Annotated in this window: 21 protein-coding genes; 14 read left to right on the plus strand and 7 right to left on the minus strand. The window is 50.4% G+C overall.

The genetic code is table 11. From position 1 onward, the window contains the following. Positions 1–19: 19 nt before the first annotated feature. From AACY82_RS11240 to AACY82_RS11270, 7 genes are all read left to right on the plus strand, one after another. Positions 20–469 carry a hypothetical protein gene (locus AACY82_RS11240; protein ID WP_339616908.1) on the plus strand — a complete coding sequence of 150 codons (450 nt, stop codon included), beginning with the start codon at positions 20–22 and terminating at the stop codon, positions 467–469. A 186-nt stretch (positions 470–655) separates the two neighbouring features. Then, a complete protein-coding gene (locus AACY82_RS11245) occupies positions 656–1,699 on the plus strand; it encodes a hypothetical protein (protein ID WP_339616909.1) in 1,044 nt (347 codons plus the stop codon). 484 nt (positions 1,700–2,183) lie between these two features. Continuing rightward, positions 2,184–4,964 (plus strand): pitrilysin family protein, encoded by a 2,781-nt coding sequence (locus AACY82_RS11250; RefSeq protein WP_339616910.1) that lies wholly within the window; start codon positions 2,184–2,186, stop codon positions 4,962–4,964. A 203-nt stretch (positions 4,965–5,167) separates the two neighbouring features. Further along, positions 5,168–6,151, plus strand: a complete 984-nt coding sequence (locus tag AACY82_RS11255) for a Gfo/Idh/MocA family oxidoreductase (RefSeq protein WP_339616911.1) — start codon at positions 5,168–5,170, stop codon at positions 6,149–6,151. Between the two features lie 718 nt (positions 6,152–6,869). Further along, positions 6,870–9,047 carry a TonB-dependent receptor gene (locus AACY82_RS11260; protein WP_339616912.1) on the plus strand — a complete coding sequence of 726 codons (2,178 nt, stop codon included), beginning with the start codon at positions 6,870–6,872 and terminating at the stop codon, positions 9,045–9,047. Positions 9,048–9,062: 15 nt separating this feature from the next. After that, positions 9,063–10,211 carry a PepSY domain-containing protein gene (locus AACY82_RS11265; RefSeq protein WP_339616913.1) on the plus strand — a complete coding sequence of 383 codons (1,149 nt, stop codon included), beginning with the start codon at positions 9,063–9,065 and terminating at the stop codon, positions 10,209–10,211. Positions 10,212–10,634: 423 nt separating this feature from the next. Then, positions 10,635–10,847: a hypothetical protein gene (locus AACY82_RS11270; RefSeq protein WP_339616914.1), complete on the plus strand. Its 213-nt coding sequence runs from the start codon at positions 10,635–10,637 to the stop codon at positions 10,845–10,847. A gap of 141 nt (positions 10,848–10,988) precedes the next feature. Here the strand turns inward: AACY82_RS11270 and AACY82_RS11275 are convergent, their stop codons facing one another. The 3 genes from AACY82_RS11275 to AACY82_RS11285 form a co-directional block, all read right to left on the minus strand. Beyond that, on the minus strand, positions 10,989–12,113 hold the full coding sequence (locus AACY82_RS11275; RefSeq protein WP_339616915.1) for a hypothetical protein: 1,125 nt from the start codon (positions 12,111–12,113) through the stop codon (positions 10,989–10,991). A 100-nt stretch (positions 12,114–12,213) separates the two neighbouring features. After that, positions 12,214–13,518: a DUF945 family protein gene (locus tag AACY82_RS11280; protein ID WP_339616916.1), complete on the minus strand. Its 1,305-nt coding sequence runs from the start codon at positions 13,516–13,518 to the stop codon at positions 12,214–12,216. Positions 13,519–13,995: 477 nt separating this feature from the next. Continuing rightward, positions 13,996–14,661: a TetR/AcrR family transcriptional regulator gene (locus tag AACY82_RS11285; RefSeq protein WP_339616917.1), complete on the minus strand. Its 666-nt coding sequence runs from the start codon at positions 14,659–14,661 to the stop codon at positions 13,996–13,998. Between the two features lie 116 nt (positions 14,662–14,777). Between AACY82_RS11285 and AACY82_RS11290 the strand changes: the two genes are divergently transcribed. From AACY82_RS11290 to AACY82_RS11320, 7 genes are all read left to right on the plus strand, one after another. Then, positions 14,778–15,863: an HlyD family secretion protein gene (locus AACY82_RS11290; RefSeq protein ID WP_339616918.1), complete on the plus strand. Its 1,086-nt coding sequence runs from the start codon at positions 14,778–14,780 to the stop codon at positions 15,861–15,863. Positions 15,864–15,948: 85 nt separating this feature from the next. Next, positions 15,949–17,475, plus strand: coding sequence for a DHA2 family efflux MFS transporter permease subunit (locus tag AACY82_RS11295; RefSeq protein WP_339616919.1), 1,527 nt, complete (start codon positions 15,949–15,951; stop codon positions 17,473–17,475). 469 nt (positions 17,476–17,944) lie between these two features. Beyond that, positions 17,945–18,364 carry a DUF4168 domain-containing protein gene (locus AACY82_RS11300; RefSeq protein ID WP_339616920.1) on the plus strand — a complete coding sequence of 140 codons (420 nt, stop codon included), beginning with the start codon at positions 17,945–17,947 and terminating at the stop codon, positions 18,362–18,364. A 101-nt stretch (positions 18,365–18,465) separates the two neighbouring features. Next, positions 18,466–18,771 (plus strand): YkgJ family cysteine cluster protein, encoded by a 306-nt coding sequence (locus AACY82_RS11305; RefSeq protein ID WP_339616921.1) that lies wholly within the window; start codon positions 18,466–18,468, stop codon positions 18,769–18,771. A 54-nt stretch (positions 18,772–18,825) separates the two neighbouring features. Beyond that, positions 18,826–19,602, plus strand: a complete 777-nt coding sequence (locus AACY82_RS11310; RefSeq protein ID WP_339616922.1) for a polysaccharide deacetylase family protein — start codon at positions 18,826–18,828, stop codon at positions 19,600–19,602. 177 nt (positions 19,603–19,779) lie between these two features. Continuing rightward, positions 19,780–20,244 (plus strand): hypothetical protein, encoded by a 465-nt coding sequence (locus AACY82_RS11315; protein WP_339616923.1) that lies wholly within the window; start codon positions 19,780–19,782, stop codon positions 20,242–20,244. A gap of 50 nt (positions 20,245–20,294) precedes the next feature. After that, positions 20,295–20,711 (plus strand): hypothetical protein, encoded by a 417-nt coding sequence (locus tag AACY82_RS11320; RefSeq protein ID WP_339616924.1) that lies wholly within the window; start codon positions 20,295–20,297, stop codon positions 20,709–20,711. 75 nt (positions 20,712–20,786) lie between these two features. On the opposite strand, the gene AACY82_RS11325 is transcribed toward AACY82_RS11320, so the two are convergent. From AACY82_RS11325 to AACY82_RS11340, 4 genes are all read right to left on the minus strand, one after another. Next, a complete protein-coding gene (locus AACY82_RS11325; RefSeq protein ID WP_339616925.1) occupies positions 20,787–22,244 on the minus strand; it encodes a catalase in 1,458 nt (485 codons plus the stop codon). A gap of 217 nt (positions 22,245–22,461) precedes the next feature. Then, positions 22,462–22,752, minus strand: coding sequence for a hypothetical protein (locus AACY82_RS11330; RefSeq protein ID WP_339616926.1), 291 nt, complete (start codon positions 22,750–22,752; stop codon positions 22,462–22,464). Positions 22,753–22,818: 66 nt separating this feature from the next. Next, entirely contained in the window at positions 22,819–24,354 is a 1,536-nt protein-coding gene (locus AACY82_RS11335; protein WP_339616927.1) for a methyl-accepting chemotaxis protein, read from the minus strand. Between the two features lie 355 nt (positions 24,355–24,709). Then, the gene (locus AACY82_RS11340) at positions 24,710–26,380 is read right to left on the minus strand and encodes a ShlB/FhaC/HecB family hemolysin secretion/activation protein (protein WP_339616928.1); all 1,671 of its coding nucleotides are present in this window, start codon (positions 26,378–26,380) and stop codon (positions 24,710–24,712) included. Positions 26,381–26,391: the final 11 nt, after the last annotated feature.

Consider the following 26,391-nt stretch of genomic DNA (forward strand, 5'->3'; position numbering starts at 1 on the left):
TCACTGTATTGGAGGCGATATGCATACACCATCCCATTCTTCTGGTTCTTCCCCCGCGGTTGTCGAGTCGTTTTTGCGCGAGGCCAAAAGGCTGCAGCGCGCGGCATGCTCTGGCGATCTTGCTGATTGTTTGCCGGTTTTGCGGCGTTTGCTTGCCCAGCGGGTATTTACCGGTGTGACGTTGCCCCAGCTGCGCCGGCGGCAAGATTTAGTGCAGCGCAAACATACGCTGCAGTTGCTTGCGCTTGAGGCGGGCTATATAAGTTGGGCTGAGTGCCGTAGGGCGCTTGAAGCGTTACCCCCTGAGAGGGCGGAGCATTACAACCTGGCGTTGCGCTATGCGGGGTACCCCAACCATTGGTTTTCATCGCTGCAAGAGGCTAGGGTGTTTGCATCCCAGCACGGGGGCTACCCTTTGACTTATGGCCGTCAAGGGGTTGTCGTTCCCGCGAGTTATTACCGCTACTAGATATATAGGTGGGGTCAGGTGATGCTTATGGTGGCCTACCTCTACGTACGAGGTGGTTTGTCGTGTCATTGATGGGTGGCCAGCAGGTTTTGGCTTGGTAGTTTATGTATTGGTTTTAACTTGTTAACCGCGCCCCAACTACTATGATGAACTTTCCAAGAGTCAATTTGTACAAGGAGTGTCAATATGACCGGTTCTATTATGTCCATTCGCGACTACCTTAAGCAGGTATACCCACTCGCTCAGTCTAATTTAGCTACCATGAGTGATGCTGAGGTAAGCGAGTTTTTCAATTCAATGAGCTTTTACTTTCAACTTGGCCCGCAACCTACGGATGTTATTCCGCCTGGAAAAATTTCCCCGCGTAATCAGGCCGAGCTACCACAGCTTGGCGAGCTTTACTGGCCCTCCGTGATCAATCCACAGGGTTTTTGGTGCCGCAATCCCTATGACCCTACCAACCCCCTTAACAACAAGTTCGTAAACGGGTTTGCATCCGGCAGTCGGGTAGAGGTGTGCCACTCGAATGTTTACGATGGCAACCTGGGAATTTACTACTATTTGGCTCCGGGCTCTGGCATTGCGGTTGACCTTGGCAAAACCTTAGTGGCCCGAAACAAGTTAGATGCACTGCGCAAACTAGGTTATAACAACGCGCAAATCGCGGCTGCACTGAATACCCCTGATACAGCATACTGGCCTTACTACACCGGTGGTCAGCTACCACCGCCGGGTAGTCAAAAGTTGTTCAGCCAATTAGTCTCAGAATACGTAGCACAAAATGGTGTAACTACCGAAACGGCACAAAGCGTTATTATTGATGCGGCGATTGATGAGACCAATTACCTTTACGGCCGCGTCAATGACACCGGTTGGCAGGTGGATGAGGATAATTTTAACCTGGCAAACAAAGCCGGTTACGATACTGTACAACTGACAACGCAGGCTAATATGAATAACGGCTGGGCGTTTGAGATTATCGACTTGCGGGTGGTGCCTGGCGGTAATTTGCAAAACACGATGACCCATTTGAATCAGTATTACGCCACAGTGAACCCTTTTAATACCGACAGCTACAAGCCGGTTAGCAACACTTGGCCCTATTACAATTTATACGCACAAGGCACGTTATCTGAAATCGCGCGCGATTATCCATCCTATCAAGGGCGCTTTCCCTTTTCTGGGCCAGGCCATATCAACCCTTCCGCAATTCCCAGTTATCCGTGTTAACCAGCTTTAAAATAAGTGGGGCTAAGTGAAGCATGTGGTGCATTGTCACCCACACTTGCTTGGTCTTCCATTCAAGAAGCCAGAACTCGTCTACCCGTTAGGCGAGCCAGCTCACTTTTAAATCGACTATTGCCCGGCGCTAAAGGATAAGCTTCATCTAAACTTGTGACACAAAAACCATTACACCGATGAATCAATGGGGCCGGAGTGGATGATTTTTGTCTTTCCAGTGACTTCGTGTCACCGTTTTTTGCAAATTTAACGACTCTGACTCCATTGATCTCCGACCGAGCTCCCGATCACGCACCTCCCCACTGCTGTATCACCGTTGCTAATACTTACATCCGCAACACTCCCGCGCCGTTCGCCTCGGTGCTGCGTCGGTTGCTCACACAATTTACCTCTGGTGGTCACAAGCACCACAACCCCCTATACTAACCCCGCACGTTTGGAACTCTAATAATGATATCTAAGGAGAGAAACCATGGGACCCTCCCGTAGTGCCGGCATCCGACCGGTGTTTATCTTTTTGTTCACCCTAATAAGCACGCTATTACTGACCAGTTATAGCGCTGCGGCGGCGCAGGCACCCATACAAAAGGTGACCAGCGTAGAAGGCATTACCGAATATCGGCTGGATAATGGCCTGCAAGTGCTGCTGTTTCCGGACCCCACGAAGGAAAATATCACCGTTAATGTGACCTACCATGTGGGCTCTAAGCACGAGAACTATGGCGAAACCGGCATGGCGCATCTGCTTGAGCATTTGCTGTTTAAGGGTTCGACCAACCACCCGAATATTCCCGACGAGCTGAGCCAGCGCGGCGCGCAGTCAAACGGCACCACCTGGCTGGATCGCACTAATTATTTTGAGACCTTCAGTGCCACCGGGGACAACCTGGACTGGGCGCTGGCGATGGAAGCCGATCGCATGGTCAACTCGTTTATTAGCGCCGATGATTTGCAATCGGAAATGACGGTGGTTTACAACGAGCTGCAGCGCGGCGAGAACAACCCTTTTAATGTCACGATGCAAAAGCTGCGCTCGGCAGCGTTTTTGTGGCACAACTACGGCAACAGCACGATAGGGGCACCCAGCGATCTGGAGAACGTTTCCATCGAAAAACTGCGCGCTTTTTATGAGATGTATTACCAGCCCGACAATGCCACCTTAATTGTCGCGGGAAAAATCGATAGCAATAAAACTCTGGAAAAAATTGCGCAACACTTTGGCCGCATTGCCAAACCCGAGCGCACGCTGCCCAAGATGTACACCCGCGAACCCGCCTCTGACGGCGAGCGCAGCGTCACCGTGCGCCGGGTAGGAGACACCCAGATTGCGATGCTGGGCTACCACACGCCGATGGCGGCACACCCGGACTCGGCGGCCTTGACGGTGCTATCCAATATTCTCGCCGACCAGCCCCGCGGACGCCTGCACAAAGCGTTAATAGAACCCGGCATTGCCGCAAATGCAGGCGCTTGGAATGAGATTAAAGCCGACTCAAGTATGTTTATGGCGTTCGCGGTATTAAATGCCGATCAGACGCTGGCCACAGCCGAAAAAACCTTGCTGGCACAGCTTGAGGGTATGACGCAAAACCCAGTCACTCAGCAGGAGCTGGATCGCGCCAAGCTCAGCATCCTTAATGGCTTTGATAAAAGCATGGAAGATACCCAGACGATTGCCATCCAGCTGAGCGACTGGCTGACCAATGGCGACTGGCGCCTGCGTTTTTTGCATCGCGACCAGATTGTAGCGGTTAGCCTTGCGGATTTACAGCGCGTAGCCAGCGCCTATATTCAGCGTAACAACCGCACTTTGGGGCGTTTTATTCCCACCGACGAACCGCAGCGCGTAGAGTTGCCGCAAGTCGACAATATTAACGCTATGCTCGAGGGCTACACCGGACGCGAGGATATCGTAATGGGCGAGGCCTTTGACCCCTCGTACGATAACATCGCCGCACGCACTGAGTTTTTTACCATCGGCGACAATATTCGCGTCGCCGCGCTGCGCAAGAAAACCCGTGGCGAAAGTGTGCGACTTAATATTCAAATTAACTACGGCAACCTAGAAAGCCTGACCGGTAAAGCGCAGTACGCCGGTATTGTCGGTGATATGCTGGGTCGCGGCTCTAAGCAATACAGCCGAGAGCAGATGAAAAATGCCTTTGACCGCATCAAAACCTACGGCGGTTACGGCGCTAATTCGGGCGGCAGCTGGGCTTGGCTGGCCAGCAACCACGACAACCTGGTGGCGGGGCTGGATATTCTTGCCGAGGGCATGAAAAACCCTACCTTCCCGCAAAACGAGCTAGATCAACTGGTGCAAGCACATCAGGCTAATATTGAATCGGCCCTAAGTCAGCCCCAGGCTCTGGCCAGCAATGTGGCCCACCGGCGGATATCGCCGGTAGACGAAAACCACCCAAACTACGTGCACACCTTTGAGGAACAGCTCGCGCTATTAAAAAACGTCGAGCGTCAGCAGCTGGTAGATTATCACCGGGAGTTTTTTGGTGCCGACCAGATGCTGGTAACCATTGTGGGGGATTACGACCGCGAGCAAGTAGTGGCCGCTATAGAGAAGCACTTTGGCGATTGGAACACCGGCAAAGACTTTGAGCCTATTTTACTGGACTACCAGCCCATTGATACAACGGCCAAAACCATTGATACCCCCGATAAAGAGAACGGCGCTTTCTTTGCTGTTAATCTCTATAACCTAGATGCCTACGACGAGGATACCCCCGAGTTGGTGCTGGGTAATTATCTTTTTGGCGGTGGCTTTATCAACAGCCGTTTGGCCACTCGTCTGCGTCAGCAAGAGGGTTGGAGCTACGGCGCCGGCTCATCGTTCGAGCCCAACCGTATGGCCCCGCGCACCGTGTTTTGGGGCTGGGCGATTGGCGGCCCGGAAAACCTGAATAACATCGAGCAAGGCTTTAAAGAAGAGCTGCAAAAAGTGCTGGATAAAGGCTTTACCGATGAAGAAGTGCAAAACGGCATCTCGGGTATTTTGCAAAGTGGCAAAGTGCAGCGCGCTGATGACGAACAGCTTGCGCAAATGCTACAACAGCTAATGTTCTATAACGAAACGCTAGAGCAACATAAGCAATTCGACGCCGAGCTAGCCAACAGTAGTGGTGACGATGTAGTGCGTGTAATGAAGAAGTACTTCTCGCCCGACAACATGCTTTACATTAAAGCGGGCGATATGAATAAAGCCGCTGAGCAACCTTCTGCCGCAAACGCTCAGTAATGTGAGAGGTGCCCGCGCATCGCCGGCGCGGGCACCCAAAGGTAAATTTAAAGGGGTGGGTCAGATAAAACTTGTGGTGTCACACCATCATCTCAACACTGGCCGCCTTCAACCTATTTTTCGCTGCCACTGGCGATTGACCTTTTTACCCCGTTGCCAGCAGTATATAAGTAAGCGCTTATTGGCTGGAGGGACGAAGTTTTATGCGTTATGTCATTGTCGGTACCGGTAATATCAGTAATACCTATGTGTCTGCACTGGGTAAGCTTGCCGGTTGCGAGTTGGTGGGGGCCGTCTCCCGATCGGGGCGAGCGCTTGCTGCCGCGCCGGATCTTCCCATCTGGCCTTCGCTCGCAGCGGTGGACCGGGCGTTTGATGCCGTGATTTTGGCCACCCCGAATGGTTTACATCACCAGGGCGCTATTGCCGCGGCCGAGCTTGGCAAGCACGTGCTTACCGAGAAGCCGCTGGATATCGCCGCCGATGCGATGGCCACAATGACGGCGGCGTGTAAGAAAGCGGGCGTAACCTTGGCTGTGTGTTATCAGCGGCGCACTAGGCCGGATAATATTGCCATTAAACGGTTGATCGACGAGGGCACTTTGGGCCAAATCTATGCAGCTGATTTGTCGGCAAAGTTTTACCGCGATCAAGCCTATTACGACAGTGGCGATTACCGAGGTGGCTATTCGCTGGACGGCGGCGGCCCGTTTATGCAGCAGGCTTGTCACAACTTGGATATTTACACTTGGCTGTTTGGCTTGCCCCAACAGGTGGTAAGCATGTTGGGCACCTTCGCCCACGATATTGAATCGGAAGATCACGGCGCGGCCTTGCTGCGTCACGCCAACGGTATGATCGGCACTGTGGTGGCCTCTACCGCTGCCAAACCCGGTTTTGCCGCGCGTTTGGAGGTGCACACCGAGAAAGGCAGTTTTACCCTAACCGATGATGTTATTACCCAATGGCACGTCGACAACCTTGATAACCCGGCACAGCCCGGCAAGGCTTACCACCACGACGGCGCCACCAGCGCAGCGGTAACAGACACCACAGCTCATGAAGCGATTATTAAAGATTTCGAACAGGCCGTTGAAGATAACCGAGAACCGCTTGCAGGGGCTGACTCTGCCAAACTGACAACAGAGTTGATTCTGAAAATCTATAACAGTCAAAAACCAATATAACCTGACGTATTATTTACAGCGCTTAATCATTAGGCTCAACACTCAAAATAATTCTGGTTTGCTCGTCGCTTACCTGCTTAGCCCGCACGCGTCATACCCTAAATCGTAGGCAATATTAGGTAAATCGGGTGTTGAACGCGGTGATCAGTTAACCTTCGCCTACATTTCAACACCCTCTAGTAATTATAGATTTCGAATTAATTTAAAATAAATTAATTGAGTCCGATTACTTTAAGCCGGCATATCAAAAACTATAAAAAGCTAGGTGCAGGCGGCGAAATTGACTGGCTAGCATTATTTAACCATCCGGGTTTTACCACGCCCAAGTATATGATCGCAGAGGTTAAGGACTACTCGTACCCGCCCATGTATAGCGTACAGCTAGCATGGGAGTATTTATATTATGAGATTTTAAATTAACTCTATGGCCTATTAACCCTAAGCTCGACCTGCCCGTAACCTTATGTGGCGCCGGTTGGTAATAAAGCCATCCGGTGTTTAGCCCGGCTGGCAGGCAGTAAAGATTCACTTACGCGACGCCTGAGCTTGTCAGATCGCGCCAACTGCCGCTCGTGACTAAACACTTTAGCGTTGTCAGTAATGCCAGCAAGCGCTGTAAAAGGCCTATATTCCGTTTATTTTTTCTCGCCAAGCAATATAAATGATAACGATTGTCGTTTATACTAGCGGTTTTATCACTAGCCTTTCGAGATAAATCATGAAGATTAACCACAAACTGCTCGCCGCCTTGCTGGTCAGCGGCGCTCCTTTTGCTATTGCCCAAGAGTCTGACGCGGATGCTACGGCATCAACCACTGAGCCTGCTGTAGAGGAGATGTTGGTAACCGGTCAGCGCTCGCAGGTGGAGTTGTTGCAGGAGTACTCGGGCGGGCAGGTTGCCCGCGGCGGCCGCGCGGGGTTGCTGGGGAACCTGGATTTTCTTGACGCGCCTTTCTCTGGCACGGCGTATACCGCCTCTCTGGCGGCGGCGCAGCAGGCAGAGAGTGTGGGTGATGTTTTACAGAATGACCCCGTAGTGCGAGTTGCCAAAGGATTTGGCAACTTTCAGGAAGTGTATATCTTGCGGGGTTTTCCGGTTTATTCCGATGATATTACCCTGAACGGTGTGTACGGTATTTTGCCCCGGCAATTTGTCGCCGCCGAACTGGTCGAGCGGGTAGAAGTGTTTCGCGGCGCCAACGCCTTTTTAAATGGCGCAGCACCCGGCGGCAGCGGCATCGGCGGCACGGTTAATTTGGTACCCAAGCGCGCGCCCAGCGGTGGCGTGAAGCGGCTAACGGCGGGGTATGAATCTGACAGCCAATACCAAACCGCCCTGGATTTGGGGCATCGATTTGGTGAGGATGAGACTTGGGGTGTTCGCGTTAATGCCGTGCGCCGTGATGGAGAAACCGCCATTGAAGATCAAGAGCGTGAGCTTAATGTTTTCTCGCTAGGCACTGATTATGCTGGTGAGCGCTTTCGTTTTACGGCTGACTTTGGTTATCAAGACAATCACGTCGATGCACCACTGCCACAGGTCACACCGTTGGGCGATATTCCACAAGTGCCCGAGGCGGGCCGTAATTTTGGTCAGCCCTGGACGTATAGTGATGAGAAGCAAACCTTTGGCGTGGTTCGCGGTGAGCTAGACGTCAATGATGCCGTTAAGGTGTGGTTGGCTGGCGGTGCGCGCAGCGGTGAAGAGATAAACCTACTGGCCAACCCTAAATCCGATATCGACGGCAACCTATCCTCGAGTCGTTTTGACAACACCCGGGAGGACGATGTGATCTCCCTTGATGGTGGCATGGAACTGACATTTAACACGGGCTCGGTGAATCACACTTTAGTTTTCTCGGCATCCTCGGTAGAGTTAGAGTCCAAAAACGCTTTTGCTTTTTACCTAACCCCCTTTACCTCCAACCTGTATGACCCGGCTGTGGTGACACCACCACAAGACAACATTTTTCCAGGTGGCGATTTAAGCGATCCATTGTTAACCGAAAAGACCAAAAACGAAAGCCTTGCACTGGCCTACACGGCGGCACTGTTAGACGAGCGTTTGTTAGCCACATTAGGTCTACGCCATCAGAGCATCACTACCAATACCTTTGATTACAATGATGGCTCAGAGCTTTCCGGTTACGATGCCTCGGAGGTAACACCGGCCCTTGGCTTGGTATGGAAAGCGTCCGAGAATCTCTCTTTTTATGGTAACTATGCCGAGAGCCTGCAGCCGGGTTCCGTTGTACCTGCTATGAGCGGCGGTGTAGTAATCAGCAATGCGGGTGAGGTAATTGATCCCTTGACCGGCGAGCAAGTCGAGCTAGGCGTTAAATACGATGCCGGCGCATTTGCAACGACCCTAAGTGCGTTTACGTTGGAGCGTGCTAACACCATCGTGGTAGATCAACGCGTGACTCCTTCGGGTCGGCAAGAAAATAAAGGCATTGAAGTCAGTGTATTTGGCGAACCTGCCGACGGCATCCGTTTAATTGGTGGTGCAACCTACCTGCAATCGGAACTCACCCGTACCCAAGATGGAATTAATCAGGGTAACTCACCCATTGGGGTGCCAGAGCTGCAAGCAAACGTTAACCTTGAGTGGGATGTAGTAGCGGCCACCGGCTTAACACTCGAAGCACGGCTGGTCTACACCGACAGCCAATACGCTAACGCGGAGAACACGGTAGCGTTAGATAGCTGGCAGCGTTTTGATCTTGGTGCGCGTTACACAACGGCGATTAAAAGCCAGCCGATCACGCTTCGCGCGCGCTTGGACAATGTCTTTGATGAAGACTATTGGGCGTCGACAGGGGGCTTCCCTGGTGCCAATTATTTAATATTGGGCAATCCGCGTACCGTGTCAGTGTCTGCTTCTATCGATTTTTAATACGGTCTTTACGCCATGAAAACCAAGGGCATTCTCACCTGGAGCTGGATCCACACATGGTCCAGCCTGATATCCACGCTGTTTCTAATCATGCTCTGCGTGACCGGCTTGCCGTTGATATTTCATGATGAAATTGATACAGCGCTTAACCCCGATGCCTGGGAGCCGGCTAACCCTGATGCCGAGCACCTAGATCTGGATCAAGTGCTGGCCCTAGCGCTGGATAACCGCCCCGGCGAAGTGCCGCTCTATATGAGCTTTGATATAGAGCGGCCTGTGGTTAATGTCACCACGGCACCAAGCGTCGATGCGCCCAGCTCACAAATGCATTTCGCCTCTTTCGATTTAACCAGTGGCAATGTGGTGCCACCGGCGGACGTGGGCGAGACCGTAATGGAGTTTATTCTACAGCTGCATACGGATATGTTTTTGGCGTTGCCCGGCATGTTGTTTTTGGGTTTGATGGGCTTTATTGGCTTAGTGGCGGTCGTATCGGGCGTCGTGTTGTACGCGCCTTTTATGCGCAAACAGGATTTTGGTGTAATCCGGCGTCAAAAATCTAAACGAGTAAAGTGGCTGGATTACCATAACTTTTTTGGTGTAGTCACTGTTGCCTGGGTATTAGTGGTTACCGCCACAGGGGTGATCAACACCTTAGAAACACCATTAGTTGATACCTGGCGCGATCGTGAGTTAGGGCAGCTCATTGCACAAAACAACAATGCCGCACTCACCGAACAACGGGCCAGCCTGGATGCGGCGGTAAAAGAAACCGTTTTAGTCGCCCCCGATATGACACTGCAATTTGTAGCGTTTCCGGGTAGTAAATATTCGACCTCTGCACACTATGCAATTTTCTTACATGGCAACACGCCATTGACTGAGCATCTAATTGCACCGGTTTTAGTGGATGCCAATACCGGGCAGGTGGCGGGCCTGAAAGAGATGCCTTGGTATAATAAGGCGCTGTCTTTGTCTCGGCCATTACATTTTGGCGATTACGGCGGCCTAACACTAAAGATTATCTGGGCAATATTGGATGTATTGTTGCTGATTGTATTGCTGTCTGGACTTTACCTATGGTGGAAGAAACGCCGCACCAATGCTTCTGACATTACAACTGAAACAACGAAAACTCGTTTAGCCACGGAGCAACCCCGGTGAAGCCGCGAAAAGTACGCAACTTGTTCGAGATATACCAGGCCCCTCTCGTCATTTTTACCCTAACACTGTTTGGATTAATTGCTACACTGATAACAGAGGGCTGGGTGGATATTATTGGGGTGATAGCAACGGCGTCATCGCTACTGATCATTATTTGGATTTTTATTAACCCCAGGCCACACACTTAAAAAGCGGCGGCATGGACAAGATACAAGGTCATACGTTTCCAAAAAGACTAATATACCAACCGACCTTTGCTCAGTTAGTTGTTTCGAAATTTACCTGACAGTTTTCCGGATCGCCGGAAAAGACTCTTTTTTAGATTTTAAGTATGGCCCGTATTATCCCACCTTGCACACAGATTAGAGCTTAGCTTGTATCCGCTTGTGAGACATTAATAGTAAACAAACTGACATTACTCTCATGAACAATAAAGACTTTATTTATCAGCGTATTCGTATTTATTCTGGGAAAGACTTCGACCCAATGAATAACGAACAAGTAGAGGCTATCTTACGCGCTAAATTTAATATTTTTTTACCGCAACGAACTTCGTTTGATGAGTCCCTAGCATCAACGACCAGTGATCATGAAATTTTAAGCCTCATATTGCAGTATCGTGCAATAGAGCAATGATAAGCCGCTAAAAAACAACCAAACCAATCGCTCCAAGCTTTGATCCGCCCACCCTAAAATGGCTGACAGGGAAAACTTAAAGCAATTGAAATGGTTGTTACATAATCAGTATGTTTTACACCCTGATTATGGCAAAGATGATTAATCTTTCAGTAAATACGAGCAGGGCGAGTCTACCCACTCAAACCGTCCGCCGCAGGTGCGGGCGTAACGGTTTGCTTGCGAGCCTGCTGCCGCGTAATACAAAGTATCACACGCACTTAAATCACCATCAAAACATTTAGTGGCAGCATTAACCGATAGTTTTCGAGGAACCTTTTTACCCGAAGGGGTTTTATCTTGCCAATGCTTTTTGGCGTAATCTACGCAGAACTCCGTTTTATCACGAACGCGACCACCACAGCTTGCGGCATAGGCTTCTTGCTCACTATCTGCTAAAGAAATATGGTACAAGGTATCGCAGTCGGCCATGTTGGCAGCTTTGCATTGCGAGGCAAGCTGGACTAGTTCATCCATTACCTCTCGCGGCACAGGTGTCGCTTTTGGTACCGATTTTAAACTTCCTTGCTCTGGGGCGTCTGGCAACGTGTAATTTTTAAACCAATCGCTCACCAAGGCATCTTTTATTTTTTGATCGGCTGAATCTAAAAAGCTTTTATTCTCAGAAAAAAACAAAAGTTTACTGTACGCTTTATTAATGTAGCTTTTGTCAAAACCATACGCTTTCAAGTAAATCAATGCATCAGTTTCACGCAGCTCGTCAACAACGGTGTCATCCTCTGTTGCGCCGACCGTATAAAATCCAGACTCGATATTATAAATCGCATCAGTAAGCTCACCAACACTTTGCGCCCGCTCCATGTCTTGCCAAGCAACCATATTGTAACAAGCCCGCAACGTTGACCGGACAACATTATATTCGGCAGAATATTGCCACTCAAAAGCGTATTCTTCTAAATCTTTTATGGATTTTTTACATACGTTCTCAGCCTCATCGATACGGTCTAACTCGTACAAGCTGTAGCGCTGAAAATTGTACACATAGGCCATTTCTACTGCACCTACATCATCGTCCATAGCCTCCCGCAGGTGATTCACGACCTCTAAGGCTTCTTGGTATTGCTTGTTAGAGATGTAATGTTGCGCTTGTCCCATTTTCGATGAAAAAAGATCATCAAAGGATTCAGCCAGTACTTGTGTACAGAAGCCAAGGCATAAAACAAAAGCAAGAGGGATCACTAACAGATATTTTCTAACATTATTCATAAGTATTCCGTCACAAACGTTCTAACAACACTCTGTAGTGAAAAACTACACTAAAGAAATTATTTATAAGAAATAATTTCTTTTATACCAAAAAGTAATCCTACAAGTAGGCATCACCTAAACCTAAATACTGCTTTAAACTAAAGGAGGTATCCGCAATCCACAACTGACCTTCAGAAATTTTTGCATCTACAATGTATTCGTTATCTTTTTGAATAATATAGGTACCAACATACGGTGTAATTAAAAACTGCAGGGGCGTTCCTGCCACAATTTCTTCAGAAACAATCAGTTTCATATTACCTTTAAGAAAGGCGACATACTCTTTAATAGATCCCATGCTGCCTTCGATCTTGGAGTCGAAACCTAATTGCATGTTGGCGTTAGCGTATCCATCTAAAGCTTTTCCGCCAAATTTGCTTGTAAGGCTTATATCTTTGTGCGCCATCTTGGCCAACACCTCAAGCATTTTTGGCTCAAATTGTGCAAAATCAAGGTTTTCCTGTGCTGCGCTCATCTCCTTAGAAAGCTGGCTCCAGGCCACCATGGCATCCATAGGCATTTTATCCAGCGCCAATTCATAGTACAGATCTTGCGCAGCAAAAGGACCGGTAAAATTCTTCACTGTCATTTTCATGCTGGAGTTAAGGTATGTTTTATCAATCTCTTGATGCTGCATCATCTCTACATTGTTTAAACTAGCTTCTTTCGGGCTGCCGGGAGAGAAAGTCACCTTTTTTAGCGTGGCGGACGATGAACTGATCGGTACACCTTCAGCTGTCATGGTGTACTTCCACTGTCCTTCAAGTGGTGTTGCTGTTATCTCTGCCATATCGCTTGTAAACTGCGTCTTGCCAAAATATAAATCGCCTTTAGCGTCTTGAGAGCCAAACGTTCCTTTGCCATTTATAGTAATTCCATCTACTTCAAAGAACACGTCGTCTTCTTGATAGGTAAGCGCCCCAGAGTGCCAGCTTGAATCAAGACTTCCGCCGTAGGTTCCCAGCATATTTAAATGGCCAACGCCCTGCGGAAATAGCTTGGTTAACATTTGTGTAATATCGCTATTGCTGGATTGAATTTTATTGTTCTCGGAGAGCGCATAAAACCAACCAAACTTTACGCCATCGGCAAAGATAACCGGTCCGTGGAACACCTCTACATCGGAGTTCAGACTTAGGCTATCGATTTGGAGCTGTTCACCGTTATTATCAAAATTTATTTTAAACGTGCTTTTAAAAATACCGCGGTGATAATCAGTGACTGATAACTCACCTTGCATTGGATGCTGTTTTTGCGCCATTGCTACTTGCTTTTTGATATGGCGCTCTCCAACGATGCCGCTATAGTAGGTCAGGCCCACGTAGGCAAAAGCCCCCAACAATACAAGCACTATTTTTTTCATGACATGTCCTTTTAAATAATTGATTACTGAGACTAACGGACAATGCCGGCGCTTTTGGTGAATAACCAAGAAGCCGTTTGCAGGGGGTAGATACAGCGAGGGGTCTTAGAAAATACCGTGTAGGTTGAGCGCAGCGCTCCCTAGCCTTCCTTGCAGTGGTTCATGTCCATTGGCGCGGATTATAGCAAGCCCAGTACTTCATGGGAGACACACTGAACATCTGTCAGTGTAAACGCTGGCATTTTTGCCAACTGGATCACATTTGCGCTTTGCCAGTAGACTCTGGTGAACGTTAGCCGCAACAACCATGTGGCACGGGCAGGGCAGGCGCCTAAAACCAGCCATAGCTCTGACGAGGAGTAAAATGGGTGCTCAGTCTCGCCGCCCGTTAAGCTCTTTTGTGTTGGGGTAACGCGGCCTGAATAATCATTGGGGTGTCGATGAGGTTAAAGGCCTTATGGGTGACAGCCTCTGGATTTAAACACTGGGTGCCATCGAGCTACATCCGTTAAGAAACAACCCAACTGCATGATGCACCACGGTATCGCGCTCTTGCGAGCTCAGGGTAAACTCCTCGGCCATTAACCGGCGCATATGGTAGTTGCCCTTAATCATGCCGATAAACTGTGTCGCAGCGAGATAACAATCGTCCAACTGCAATTTACCCGCGCTGACTTCACCTTCTAGATAATCGGCGATGGCTCGCAGGTTACGCTCGGGGGCGATCGCCATGTAGATCTCCCGCAAGCGTGGGTTGCGACCGGCTTCGGCAATTAGCAGGCGCTGTAGCGCCAGGGCGTCGGCCGATAGTGCCAACTCCAAAAAGCTTACCCCCACACCGTACAACACGTCGGCCGCGTCTTTGCCGGTGATACGTGGTTGCTCTAGCTGCTGCAGTAAGTGCGCGCTTTTGCGCTCTACCATCGCCTGAAATAAGCCCTCTTTATTGCCAAACAGCCGGTACAAGGTGGCGAGCGAACCTCCCGCCCGCGAGACTATCTCCTGTAAACTTGCGGCCTCGTAGCCACTTTGCAAAAACACCTCGGTGGCGGCATCGAGAATACGGTCTCGGCGCCGTAACCCGCGCTCGCGCGGGGCATAGCTGGCGTCTTTAGGCGTATCTGGGCTCACTTTATCGCTCATTCAGCACTCTCTTTATTTAGAAGGCTTATGGTACCACTAAGTATCACCCATCTTGACAGGCTTAGATTGTAGTGTAACATTCATTACACTTTGTAATCTTGCTCAAAGGCTCACAAATGAAACCCTCCCCCAAAAAAATGACGCTGCTGGCAGCGGTCATTGTTGTGGCTATTATCGCCGCTACTAAAGGCTATCACTGGTATCAGCATGACCGGTTTATCGAGACCACCGATAACGCTTATATTAAAGCCGATTCGGTAGCCCTGCGCCCGGAGCTTGCGGGGCGCATCAGCGCAGTTGCCGTGCACGAAAATCAGCGGGTTAGCCGCGGCCAACTGCTACTGCAAATTGACCCCGATGATTACCAGGCGCGGCTCAGCGAGGCCCAAGCGCAGCTTGCGGTAGCGCAGGCAGCACTGGCAGATGTACGCGAGCAAACCACGTTACAACACAAAACCATCGATGAAACAACGGCCAATATCGAAGCCGCCGAGGCGGAGCTAGAGCGCACTCGGCTAGACCTTGAACGCTCCGAGACACTGGCGAAACAAGAGTATGGTTCTAAGCAACAGCTGCAAAACAATCAGGCGGCGGAAACTGTTGCCAAAGCCCGCCTCTCGCAAGCTCAGGCGGCGCACGCGGCCGGCCAGCAAATGCTGGCGGTACTGGCAGCCAAGCGCCAGAGCGCTAACGCGCAAATTACCTCGGCCCAATCGGCGGTTAGATTCGCAAAGCATCAACTGCAAAAAACAACGATTGTCGCCCCCCGCGATGGAATTATCGGTAACTTGGGCGCTCGGGTAGGCAATACCGCACAGCCGCAACAGGTGCTTTTGTATCTAATACCGCTGCCTGACGTGTATGTACTGGCCAACTATAAAGAGACCCAAATTGGCCATATGAGTATCGGCCAAGCCGCCACCTTTACCGTTGATGCCTTACCCGAGCAAACATTTAACGGGGTGGTGGACTCTATTGCACCAGCCGCAGGCAGTGAGTTCAGCCTGTTGCCCCGGGACAATGCCACTGGCAATTTTAATAAAATTGTTCAGCGCGTACCGGTGCGAATTCGAGTCACCGGGCCGGCCGATCAAATGGCGCTACTGCGGCCAGGCTTATCGGTTGTTCCCGCCGTGGACACCCAATCGTTCCAACAGCAAGACTCATATTTAGTCAGCGAAAAGACGGCAACCACCCTATAAAGCAGACCGACGCTTCGCTTTATAGGGCTGCCTTTTTATAGCGAACCTATTATTTTGATCAACGCAGCAATAGGCATTAAACACTATGGCAGATACTCGGGAAATGCCGCCCATAAGCCAGCGCATTGGTTTTGTGGCTGCCATTTTAGGCATGTTTATGGCCATTTTGGATATCCAAATTGTCGCCAGTTCGCTCAATGAAATTCAAGCGGGTGTGTCCGCCACGCCCGACGAAATATCCTGGATACAAACCGCTTACCTGATCGCCGAACTTATTATGATTCCGCTATCGGGTATGCTGACTCGCTGGCTCTCCACTCGGCTAACGTTTGTGATTTCATGTCTGTCATTTACCCTGGCCAGTATTGGCTGCGCCATGGCGCAAACCATCGACCAACTGATTGTTTTACGCGCAATACAAGGGTTTGTCGGCGGTGCGATGATCCCGATTGCCTACGCGTTGGGCTTTAGATTGTTTCCCACGCGAGTCATGGGAGCTGTGCAGGCCGTTATCGGTATGATCGCCACCACTGCGCCGTCTATCGGCCCCACGTTGGGGGGCTACATTACCCAGCACCTTAGTTGGCACTGGCTGTTTTTAATGAATATTATTCCGGGTATTATCGCCAGCGCGGGCGTCTGGTTTTTTATGCGTATTGATGAGCCCGATTTTAGTTTATTTCGCAAAATTGATTTTCGCGGTCTGCTCTATTTAGCGCTGTTTTTGGGCCCGCTGGAATATGTTTTAGAAGAGGGGCCCGGGGACGATTGGTTTAATAGCAACGCTATTACCAGCATGGCACTACTGTCATTTTGCAGTGCTGTTTTATTTTTTCGGCGCACACTGACTATCGACTTTCCCATCGTCGATTTACGGGTTTTTAAAGACCGAAACTTTGCCATTGGTACCGGTTTTGGTTTTATTATTGGCCTTGCTCTATACGGACTGGTTTACTTAATGCCACTATTTTTAGGGATAGTGCGGCAGTTTAATAGCCTGCAAATTGGCGAGGTTATGTTTGTTACCGGCGCCGCCATGTTCTGCACGGCGCCTATTGCCGGCCGCTTATCGGATAAACTAGACGGCCGATACATTTTAACGGTGGGCTTATTGCTCGTAGGATCGGGCTCTATTATGAATGCCTGCCTGAGCGCCGAGGCGGGCTACGATCAGTTTTTTTGGCCACAAATTGTGCGCGGCATGGGCTTGCTGATGTGTATTATTACCGCTGCCCGAATAGCCATGGGGACGATGCCTGTCTCGCAAGTAAACAATGGCGCAGGGCTATTTAACGTTATGCGAAACTTAGGCGGCGCGGTAGGGCTTGCCGCTATCGATACTATTTTAGATTTTCGCAATGACTACCACTGGAACCAAATAATTCCCGCCATAAGCCCTACCCGCGATGTGGTGACGCAACAGATTTTTCAGATTGAACAACAAGTCACCGGCGCCGCCAGTGACCCGCACGCCGCCGCTATCGGACAAATTGCCCAGCGAGTCGGCACCCAGGCCCAGGTGCTGGCCTATAACGATATCTTTTTGTGGTTAGGTATTTTGTATTTGTGCGCCGTGCCACTTATGCTGTTTATGCGCAAACCCGATCACTAAAAACGCATCACACCGCAAACGCTAATCCCCCGCACCGGCGAGTTGCGCACCGATGTAACCGCTGGTGATAAAATTTATAATCCCCTGATAAGTCTTTATTCAAAAGTGCAGGCTGACCTTTGCTGACAACAGCGGCAGGTATAACAAACTTATTTTCTTGGCACTTCTCGCCAGCGCATTTGTCCACTAAGCGTCGTTTTATACATTGTTGGTTTTGACAAACTACTCAGCCGCTAAGTGTGACTCAATTCAAACTTCTTATTTTTTTGTTTGCTCACAACTATTAACTGAGCGTTAAAACCGTAAGAATATTTTACGAAAGCGAATTACAGCTTGGTAAATATTACAAGCTAGCAAACAAAACACGCCTGTAGTGCCACAGAATCAATCGTTTGGCAGATCGGCATGATTCATGCCTCGTCACCGCAGTATGTTTTTAATCATTACTTTATGTAACTAGGAGTTTACTATGAAATTCGTGAAACAGTCGCTATTAAGTGTTGTTATTGCTGCCGGCATTGCTTCTACTGGTGCTTATGCCGCTGATCAAAGTGCTCAGGCACCGACCACTCCGGCCATGCCAGAAAAAACGGCGCCACAGATGGATGTAAGCGATGAGCAAGTGGGTGATTTTGTCGAGGCCTATGTAGCGGTACAAACTCTCAACCAAGAGTACGCAACCAAGCTGCAAGCTATGACCGACAGCCCGGAAAAATCTCAGAAGCTGCAAAAAGAAGCGCAAACCGAGATGAAATCTGCCATTACCGATACTGGCTTGACCCTTGAAGAATACAAACAAATCGCACTGGCCGCTAACGATAGCGAGCAACTGCGCCAGCGTATTTCTTCAGCGATCAACGCCAGCACTAGCGCACCAGCCGATAGTTAAATGCTGCCACCGCGGGCGCTGCCCGCGGTTTCCCACCAGATACCTGCCATTAAATAGCAACTCGCAAGCTAATTATCGTTTTAACGCGTAAAATCACAGCCATGAATAATGATGCTGTGACTATTAGCGCTACACACCTCCCCCAAAGCGACGTATCTTGCACCAGTTGTAAGGCATGCTGTTGCCGCCTAGAAGTTATGTTAATTACAGACACTGGCGTTCCCGAAAAACATATCGCGGTCGATGAGTGGGGCGGCGAAACAATGCGTCGCTTAGACGACGGTTGGTGCTCAGCGCTCGACCGAGAGACCATGATGTGCACCATTTATGACAAGCGCCCCTGGATTTGCCGCGAGTTTGAGATGGGCTCTTACGAATGCTTAGTAGAGCGAGACGAAGGTATGTGATATAAAATCACGCTACGCGATTTTATATCATAATAAGTCACAGGGACGCCGCCAATGACAACAGCATCTCGCATCATAGCGCTAACATTCAGTTTGTTTGCCACTAATACAGCACTGGCTAAGGACTTTCACTGGCCACAGGGACAAGAAGCGGCGGTAAGCCTATCCTACGATGACACCCTAAACAGTCAGCTCGACAATGCGATACCGGCGCTCAATCGTCACGGAGTGCGCGCCTCGTTTTATATGATGGTGGCCTCGCCGGTGATGGCCGAGCGAGTCGATGAGTGGCGCGAAGCGGCTAAAGCCGGCCACGAGTTGGGCAACCACACCATTTATCACTCGTGCTCACGCAGCAAGGGCAACGACTGGGTAAAGCCCTATAACGATATGGACAAACGCGTTGTCGAGCAGGTTCGCGATGAGATAGTTGTCGCCAACGGCGTGTTACACGCGATTGACGGCAAAACCGAGCGCACCTTTACCCCACCCTGTGGCGATGTAGAAACCAGTAACGGTAACTATATTCCAGCGGTGCGCGACTTGTTTGTTGCCATTAAAGGCGACAATGAGCAATTACCAGACAACTTTGCTACGTTGGCATTACCCAACGGCCAAACCGGTGATGAGCTAATCGCCTATGTGCAGCAAGCAGCGCAGCAGCACCAGCTGATTAACATCATTTTTCATGGCATTGATGGCGATCACTTAGCGGTTTCGAGCGAGGCCCACGAGGCGCTGGTAAAGTACCTAAGCGATAATAAAGACACCTACTGGACTGATACTTACTTGACGATTATGACGCATGCAAAAGCGCAGCTAGAGCGATAACGGCCCGGCCGAGGGCTTGTGGATCAACCTAAGCACAGCCACACAACCAATAGCTGACACCAGCTATTGGTTGTTTTATAATCAACAGCCCTATACAAACCCGTTAGAACCTCGATGATCCAACCGGCCTCATTTTTTAGCTCAATAACGCCCGTGAAGGCATACGCTAGCGACTCAATGTCGCTGAGCGACGCGCGCGCTAAATTTAGGCCCACGGGGACAACTCAGCCACTGCTGGAGCGGATCGCCCGAGAACCTCAAGTAAAGCGCGATAACCTTGATGCACGGCATGAAGGCAACGGCGAACAGTCACATAAAGTTCAGGACTTTATTGATACAATTCTAACCAACGGCGAATTTTTACCCGTTACTGATGCCCCTTTTGAGCCTGGATTTTTGCAAGATGGCCGTTCTTCACAGGGTCAAAGCTATCGCAGCCATCCAACAGGAGCCGAGCAAGGTCAAACTTACCCGGCTGCCTCTAGCCCCCAGACCATGGCAAGTATTCGGGCGGCCGCCGAAGCATGGCAACAAAGCGAGCCCCAGCGAACTACTACAGCAGACCTACCCACCAGTATTGCCAGTTATATAAACGTACAATCTGGCGGCACGCCGGCGCTTGGGTTATCGCTATTTGCGTAAACCACCTTTACTCTCACTATAATCAATAAAAATACAGGAAGCCCACCCACATGACGGAATACGAAATCATTTACCTTTTTAGTGAATATTTAAACCGCACTTGGGAGGTCATGCAATTTTGGGCCAGTGTATCGTTTGGCCTAATTGCGTTATCACACTTGGGCGCGCGATATTTGAATGCTCTGGCCACTGTAATTGTCAGTGCGCTTTACATTGCTTTTACTCTGTTTGTAATGAATATTCTTAGAGTAAACGGAATAGTGGGCAATGGATTTTTAACGGAGCTTAGTTCCTTAAAAACATTAGGGCCCGGCGCACAAAAAATTATTGCAACAGCGCCCACCTCGCTCGAGATGACGGCAATTATCACCACTTTTTTTGGCTTGTTTTTGGGTAGCTTAGTCTTTTTATGGCTTAGCTTTTGGCGTGCACATAAGGCTAAAAAACCTGCTACCGTGCCGAATTAATACAGATTATAAATTTATTGCGCTACAAGTCTAACCCAGTGATCACTGGGTTAGACTGACAACCTTACTTGTAAACTACGCCTTTTTAACCCCCGCCTCAATGCGCTGGCCAATATCGCTATCGATATTTTTCCAGTACTCAAAAGCTCGCTCAAGTACTGGCTCAGATACGCCATCCAATAAATGCCCAACAACATTATTGACTAAACGCTCGCGCGCGGCGTCATCCATAACGTCATTAATCAGGGCGCGTGGCTGGCTAAAATCATCGTCGTCTTTGCGCAGGGTATAAGCGTTGCGCACTAAGTCACCTTCAGCGCCCCACGCTTGTTCGGCCGGATACTGCTCGGGTTGAGCACTGGGACCGCCTTTGCTGTTAGGGGCGTATACCGGATCACTCACGTTTTGTACGCGCATCGGACCGTCTTTGCTGTAGCTGTGCACGGGCGATCGCGGCGTGTTAACCGGTATTTGTTTGTAGTTAACACCCAAGCGGTGGCGGTGCGCATCGGCGTAGGCAAACATACGACCCAACAGCATTTTATCGGGGCTAATTCCAATACCCGATACTAAATTGTTTGGCTCGAACGCCGCTTGCTCGATCTCGGTGTGATAGTCCGTGGGATTGCGGTTTAGGGTAAATTTACCCACCTCAATTAACGGGTAATCTTTGTGCGGCCACACTTTGGTTAAATCAAACGGGTTAATGCGATAGGTCTCTGCTTCGGCAAAGGGCATAACCTGCACGTGCATGGTCCAACTGGGGTGGTCGCCCCGACTAATCGCTTCAAATAAATCGCGGGTGTGAAAATCACCATCACTACCGGCTAACTCATCGGCGTTGTCTTGGGTTAAAAAATCGATGCCTTGATCGGTTTTAAAGTGATACTTAACCCAAAACTTCTCACCCTGGGCGTTAACCCATAAGTATGTGTGGCTCGAGTAACCGTTCATATGACGCCAGGTTTTGGGAATACCGCGATCCCCCATCAGCCACGTCACTTGGTGAGCGGATTCGGGCGATAACGTCCAGAAATCCCACTGCATATCGTGGTCGCGTAGGTTGGTATCGGCACGGCGTTTTTGCGAGCGAATAAAATGCTGAAATTTCATGGGGTCGCGGATAAAAAACACCGGGGTATTGTTACCCACCAAGTCGTAGTTGCCCTCACTGGTGTAAAACTTTAAGGCAAAGCCGCGAGGGTCACGCCACGTATCCGGACTGCCGCGCTCACCGGCGACGGTCGAAAACCGAGCTAAGGTGTCGGTTTTAACACCGGGCTGAAACAGCGCAGCTTTTGTAAACTTGCTTACATCGTTTGTAACTTCGAAGTGACCAAAAGCACCACCGCCTTTGGCGTGGGGCTGGCGCTCGGGGATGCGCTCGCGGTTAAAATTTGCCATTTGCTCGACCAAGTAGTGATCGTGCAACGCTATGGGGCCATTGGGCCCAACGGTAAGTGAGTGCTCATCACTAGAGACGGGAATGCCCGCATCAGTCGTGGTAGGTTTTGGCTTGTTTGGGTCGCTCATGGTTTTGCTCCTTGCTTGCACGGTTTAAGTCGTACAAATAGAGCATATTTTGTTCCAAGGTATAGTTTTATGAGCGAGGGGCAAGTAAAAGAACTTTACAGCAGATAGTAGAGGCGAGGCATTAAACCCAAGTAAATCTCATGGTGAACCAATAAACAGCCGATTATTCAGGTGCAAACGCAGCAGATCCTTTGCTGCGTTAAAAGATAAAAATTAATTACCCGCGCGCTTTGAACTCGCGAATCAGTTTGTTAAAGCTCTCGGCGTAGTCCTCTAGGTCTTTAACGGCTTTCTTTTGATCACCGCGCGACATCCCCGAGCAACTGAGGTATTCCTCCATGGCTTTAACGTAGGCTTTTACCTCGTTATTAGATTTTACCATTTGTGCGGTAACAGCGGTTGCCGGGTCTGGAAAAGCGCTCGGTTTGGCGGGTTCGCTACACGCCGCGCTGAAGCCCGATACAGTTAAACTTGCAAGCAGTGAACTAATAAGTAAAAGTTTTTTCATGGTTCAGATCTCTTTTACAGGTTCTTGTACTTTACACATTTTCGCCCGGCTCAGCGGGCGTTAACGTCAGATTTTAAAACGGCCAACCAACTCAGACATCTGCTTAGCCATCTGCGCCAAGTTAGCGCTGTTAGCGGTAATACGACTGGAGCTTTCGGCGGTGCTAATGGCTACACCCGAAACGCTGTCGATGTTCACTTCGATCTGTTGCGTCGCCGCACTTTGCTCTTCAGAGGCGGCGGCTATCTGATTGGTGCGGTCACGAATCTCACCCACGTACTTAGTAATGTCCTCCAGTGAGTCGGTAGCCTCGTTGGCGCGGCTCACTGAGGCGTCGGCTTGGCTGGTACCGGCTGTCATCATCTCTACCGCTTTGGCTGAGCCGGTTTGCAGACGTTCGATCATCTCTTGAATTTCGGTGGTAGAGCTTTGCGTGCGCGAGGCGAGGGTGCGCACCTCATCGGCGACCACCGCAAAGCCGCGGCCTTGCTCACCGGCACGAGCGGCCTCGATGGCGGCGTTTAGGGCCAGCAAGTTAGTTTGCTCGGCGATGCCGCGAATCACATCCAGTACGGTGCCAATGGCAACCGTTTCTTGGCGCAGACGATCAATCACCTCAGAGGCGGTTTTAATATCGGTCGACAAGCTCTGAATTTGGCTCATGGTGTCGTGCACGATCTCTTTACCACCCATGGCAACTTTGTCGGCTTGCAACGAGTTGTCAGCGGTTTCGGCAACACGTTGGGTCACATCGGCCACTACGCTCGACATTTCTTTGATCGCGGTAACAATTTGTTGGATATCTGATTGCTGCGAGGTAATCGAGCGCTCGTTCTCTTGCGACAGCTGCGACAGGATATTGGCGCTCTCATCGACTTCGGCCGCGGTCTCAGCCACATTGCCAATAATACTCTGCAGGCGCTCGACAAAGCGGTTAAAGCACGCTGCCAGCTCGCTGATTTCATCAGTGCCTTCAACCGGCAGTCGGCGGGTTAAGTCGCCTTCACCCTCGGAGATATCGCGCAGTGCGCGCACCACATTATTAACCGGTTTAACCACGCTGGCTTGAACTAAATAGGCTAAAGCGGCCGCGATGGCGCTGATGACAATCACAACCCATACCGCGCTTTTAATCGCCGAACTTACTACCGTGTTTAGCTCAGCCAGATCCACCTGAAAAGAGATCATACCGACTTTGCCACCGTCGGATTTGATGGTTTCGGTAATAATAAGGCCGTTTTCAATCTCGATTACCCCGGCCGCGTTGGGCCGTGACGGCAAGCCCGCCGGCATTTTTCCCTCGCTGGCACGGGAGTACCAGGCAAAGGGCTCGCCTTTGGTGTAAACCACAGCGCCTAATACCCGCTGGCTAACGTTTAGTGCATTAAGTGACGCACTTACGGTCATATCGTCATCAAAGGTAATAGCCCCGACGCTGGCTTCCCCCAATACCTGGGCAAGGGTGCGGGTGTCGTTAACGATGGTTTCTTCAACGGTGCTGATACCGGAGCGTACAGTGACGAAGGTCGTCACTAAGACGGCGGCGATACAGGTCAGTGTGACACTGAGCAGGATCTTCCATTTAAGCGATAAATTTTTCACGATGCCCTCGACTGGCTAAGCGTTATTGGCTCATTTTTATGGGTGACGCGCCTCTAAGGCACTAGCATTACATGTAGTATAATGCGCCAACCCCGAAATTCCGAGAACGAATAAAGGAATCGATCAAGTAATTTGCTATAAAAATTTTGCCTTTTCTTGGTTTTGTCTATATCCCAGCGGGACACCCTGACAGATCACGCCAATTCTCCTTGGCCGTAAAAGGTCATCGGCCAAAGTGAGCGAATCTTTATATTAAATATGCTTTATTAAAGCGCAGAGGCTGGCGGGTTAAGAATAAAGACTCAATAATTAAGGTTGCGGACAACTCCGTTGCCCGCAACCGGATGTTACGCCTTTAAAACTTCCACACGACCCGGGCAAACAGGCGCACATCGTCGTCATCGCCGTTGATGTCTTCGCTGCCAATGGGGGCGGAGGCAGTGGCGCTGGCGCTCCAGTGCGGAGTGTTAAAGCGCGCACCAATACCGGCACCCGATAGGCTGCGCTCGTTATCGGTGACGGCCTCCCAGGTGTTTTTATTGATATCCACCTCACCGTGATCGGCCAGCGCAAAAACTTGCCACTGACTGTTGAGATCGTAGCGCACCTCGAGGTTGGCAATATAACCCTCATCACCCGAGGCTTCGCCCTGAGCGTAGGCGCGCACACCATAGGCACCGCCCAAGCTAAACTTCTCGGACGAGTCGAGGTTTTTGTCGGCAAACTGGCCGTGAATTTGCGCGTGCAAACTCCAGTTACCGCCAAGGTTTTGCAAGCGCATAAGCGACGGTGTCCAGCGCTCAAAATCGCCAGCGGTTTGCGCGGTGACAGAGTCGATCACTTGGTCTAAGTAGCTGTTGATGGTCAGCTCGCCACGGCTGTAAGACAACGCCGCCTGAGTGACGCCTCCGCCCAGCAGTTGGTCGCGCCAGTCGCCACTGACGGTTAAGGTGTACAGTTCGGACTCTTTATCGCTGTTGCTGGCAAAAGCACCAATTTTGTCTTCGAGCTCTTTGCTGTCGTACTGCAATTGCACATTGAGGTTGGCGTTGCGGGTACGAATCAGCGACTGGCGAGCAAAGGCGGTGGTAATTTGCGCATTACCGGTCGCGTCTAACTCTTCAAAGTTACCGCCCAAGGTGTAATCCATATCCGAGTATGCGACGCCTAGCTCGGTGGCCCAAGGGCCCACGGGCATTTGGTATTGCGCCCGAAAAAATACTTGCTCTTCATCGGAGCCCAGCGCGCGGATATCAAACCGGTCGCCCAACCCCAACGGGCTATTAACCTGCAAGCTGGCACCCAGGCGATACTCACCAATGGATTCATTGCCGTAGTTGTCCAGCTCGACGGTGCCATTAACCCAAGGCCCCTGGGTGACATCGACTTTTAAGTCGCTGGTGCCGACCTCTTCACCGGGTACTAAGGTAGTAGCCACATCGATACCGGGTAAGTCAGACAAACGCAGTAGCGGGGTTTCTAAGTCATCGGCGGTGAGCATTTGGTTGGGTTCAAGCGAACGGAAAGGACGCTTGAGAACAAAATCACGGGTGTGGGAGCCGTTGCTTAAATCCACTTTGCCCAAGCGGCCTTCGAGCACGTCGATGGTGACCACGCCATCGCTAACATCCTGCTGTGGTAAATAGGCGCGGGTTAAAAAGAAGCCGCGCTCTCGGTAGTAACGGGTAATACGATTGCTGGCCTCTTGCAGCTCAGCCAGGGTTAGGGTTTGTCCGGCCAAATCATCCACTAACGCTTTAAGCTCGGCGGCGGTAAAAGTCACCGCACCCGTGACTTCAAACTCATCGACCAGTACGGCTTGGCCGCCTTCGGCCGGAGCGGGCTGGGTTTGCTCGGGCAATTGTACGTCTAGATTATCGCGCTCGGGCTCCATCGTGGGCTCGGTTTCCAGCTCGCGAATAAAAGTGCCGGCATCGGGCACCACTTGGGCAAAGGCCACGCCTGAAAGTAAGGCCGGAAGCAAAGCCGCTAGGGGCGTCAGTTTAAAAACAGGGGGTAACTTCATGTTACGCGTTC

The organism is uncultured Gilvimarinus sp. (genome assembly GCF_963972205.1).
Taxonomy (GTDB): domain Bacteria; phylum Pseudomonadota; class Gammaproteobacteria; order Pseudomonadales; family Cellvibrionaceae; genus Gilvimarinus; species Gilvimarinus japonicus.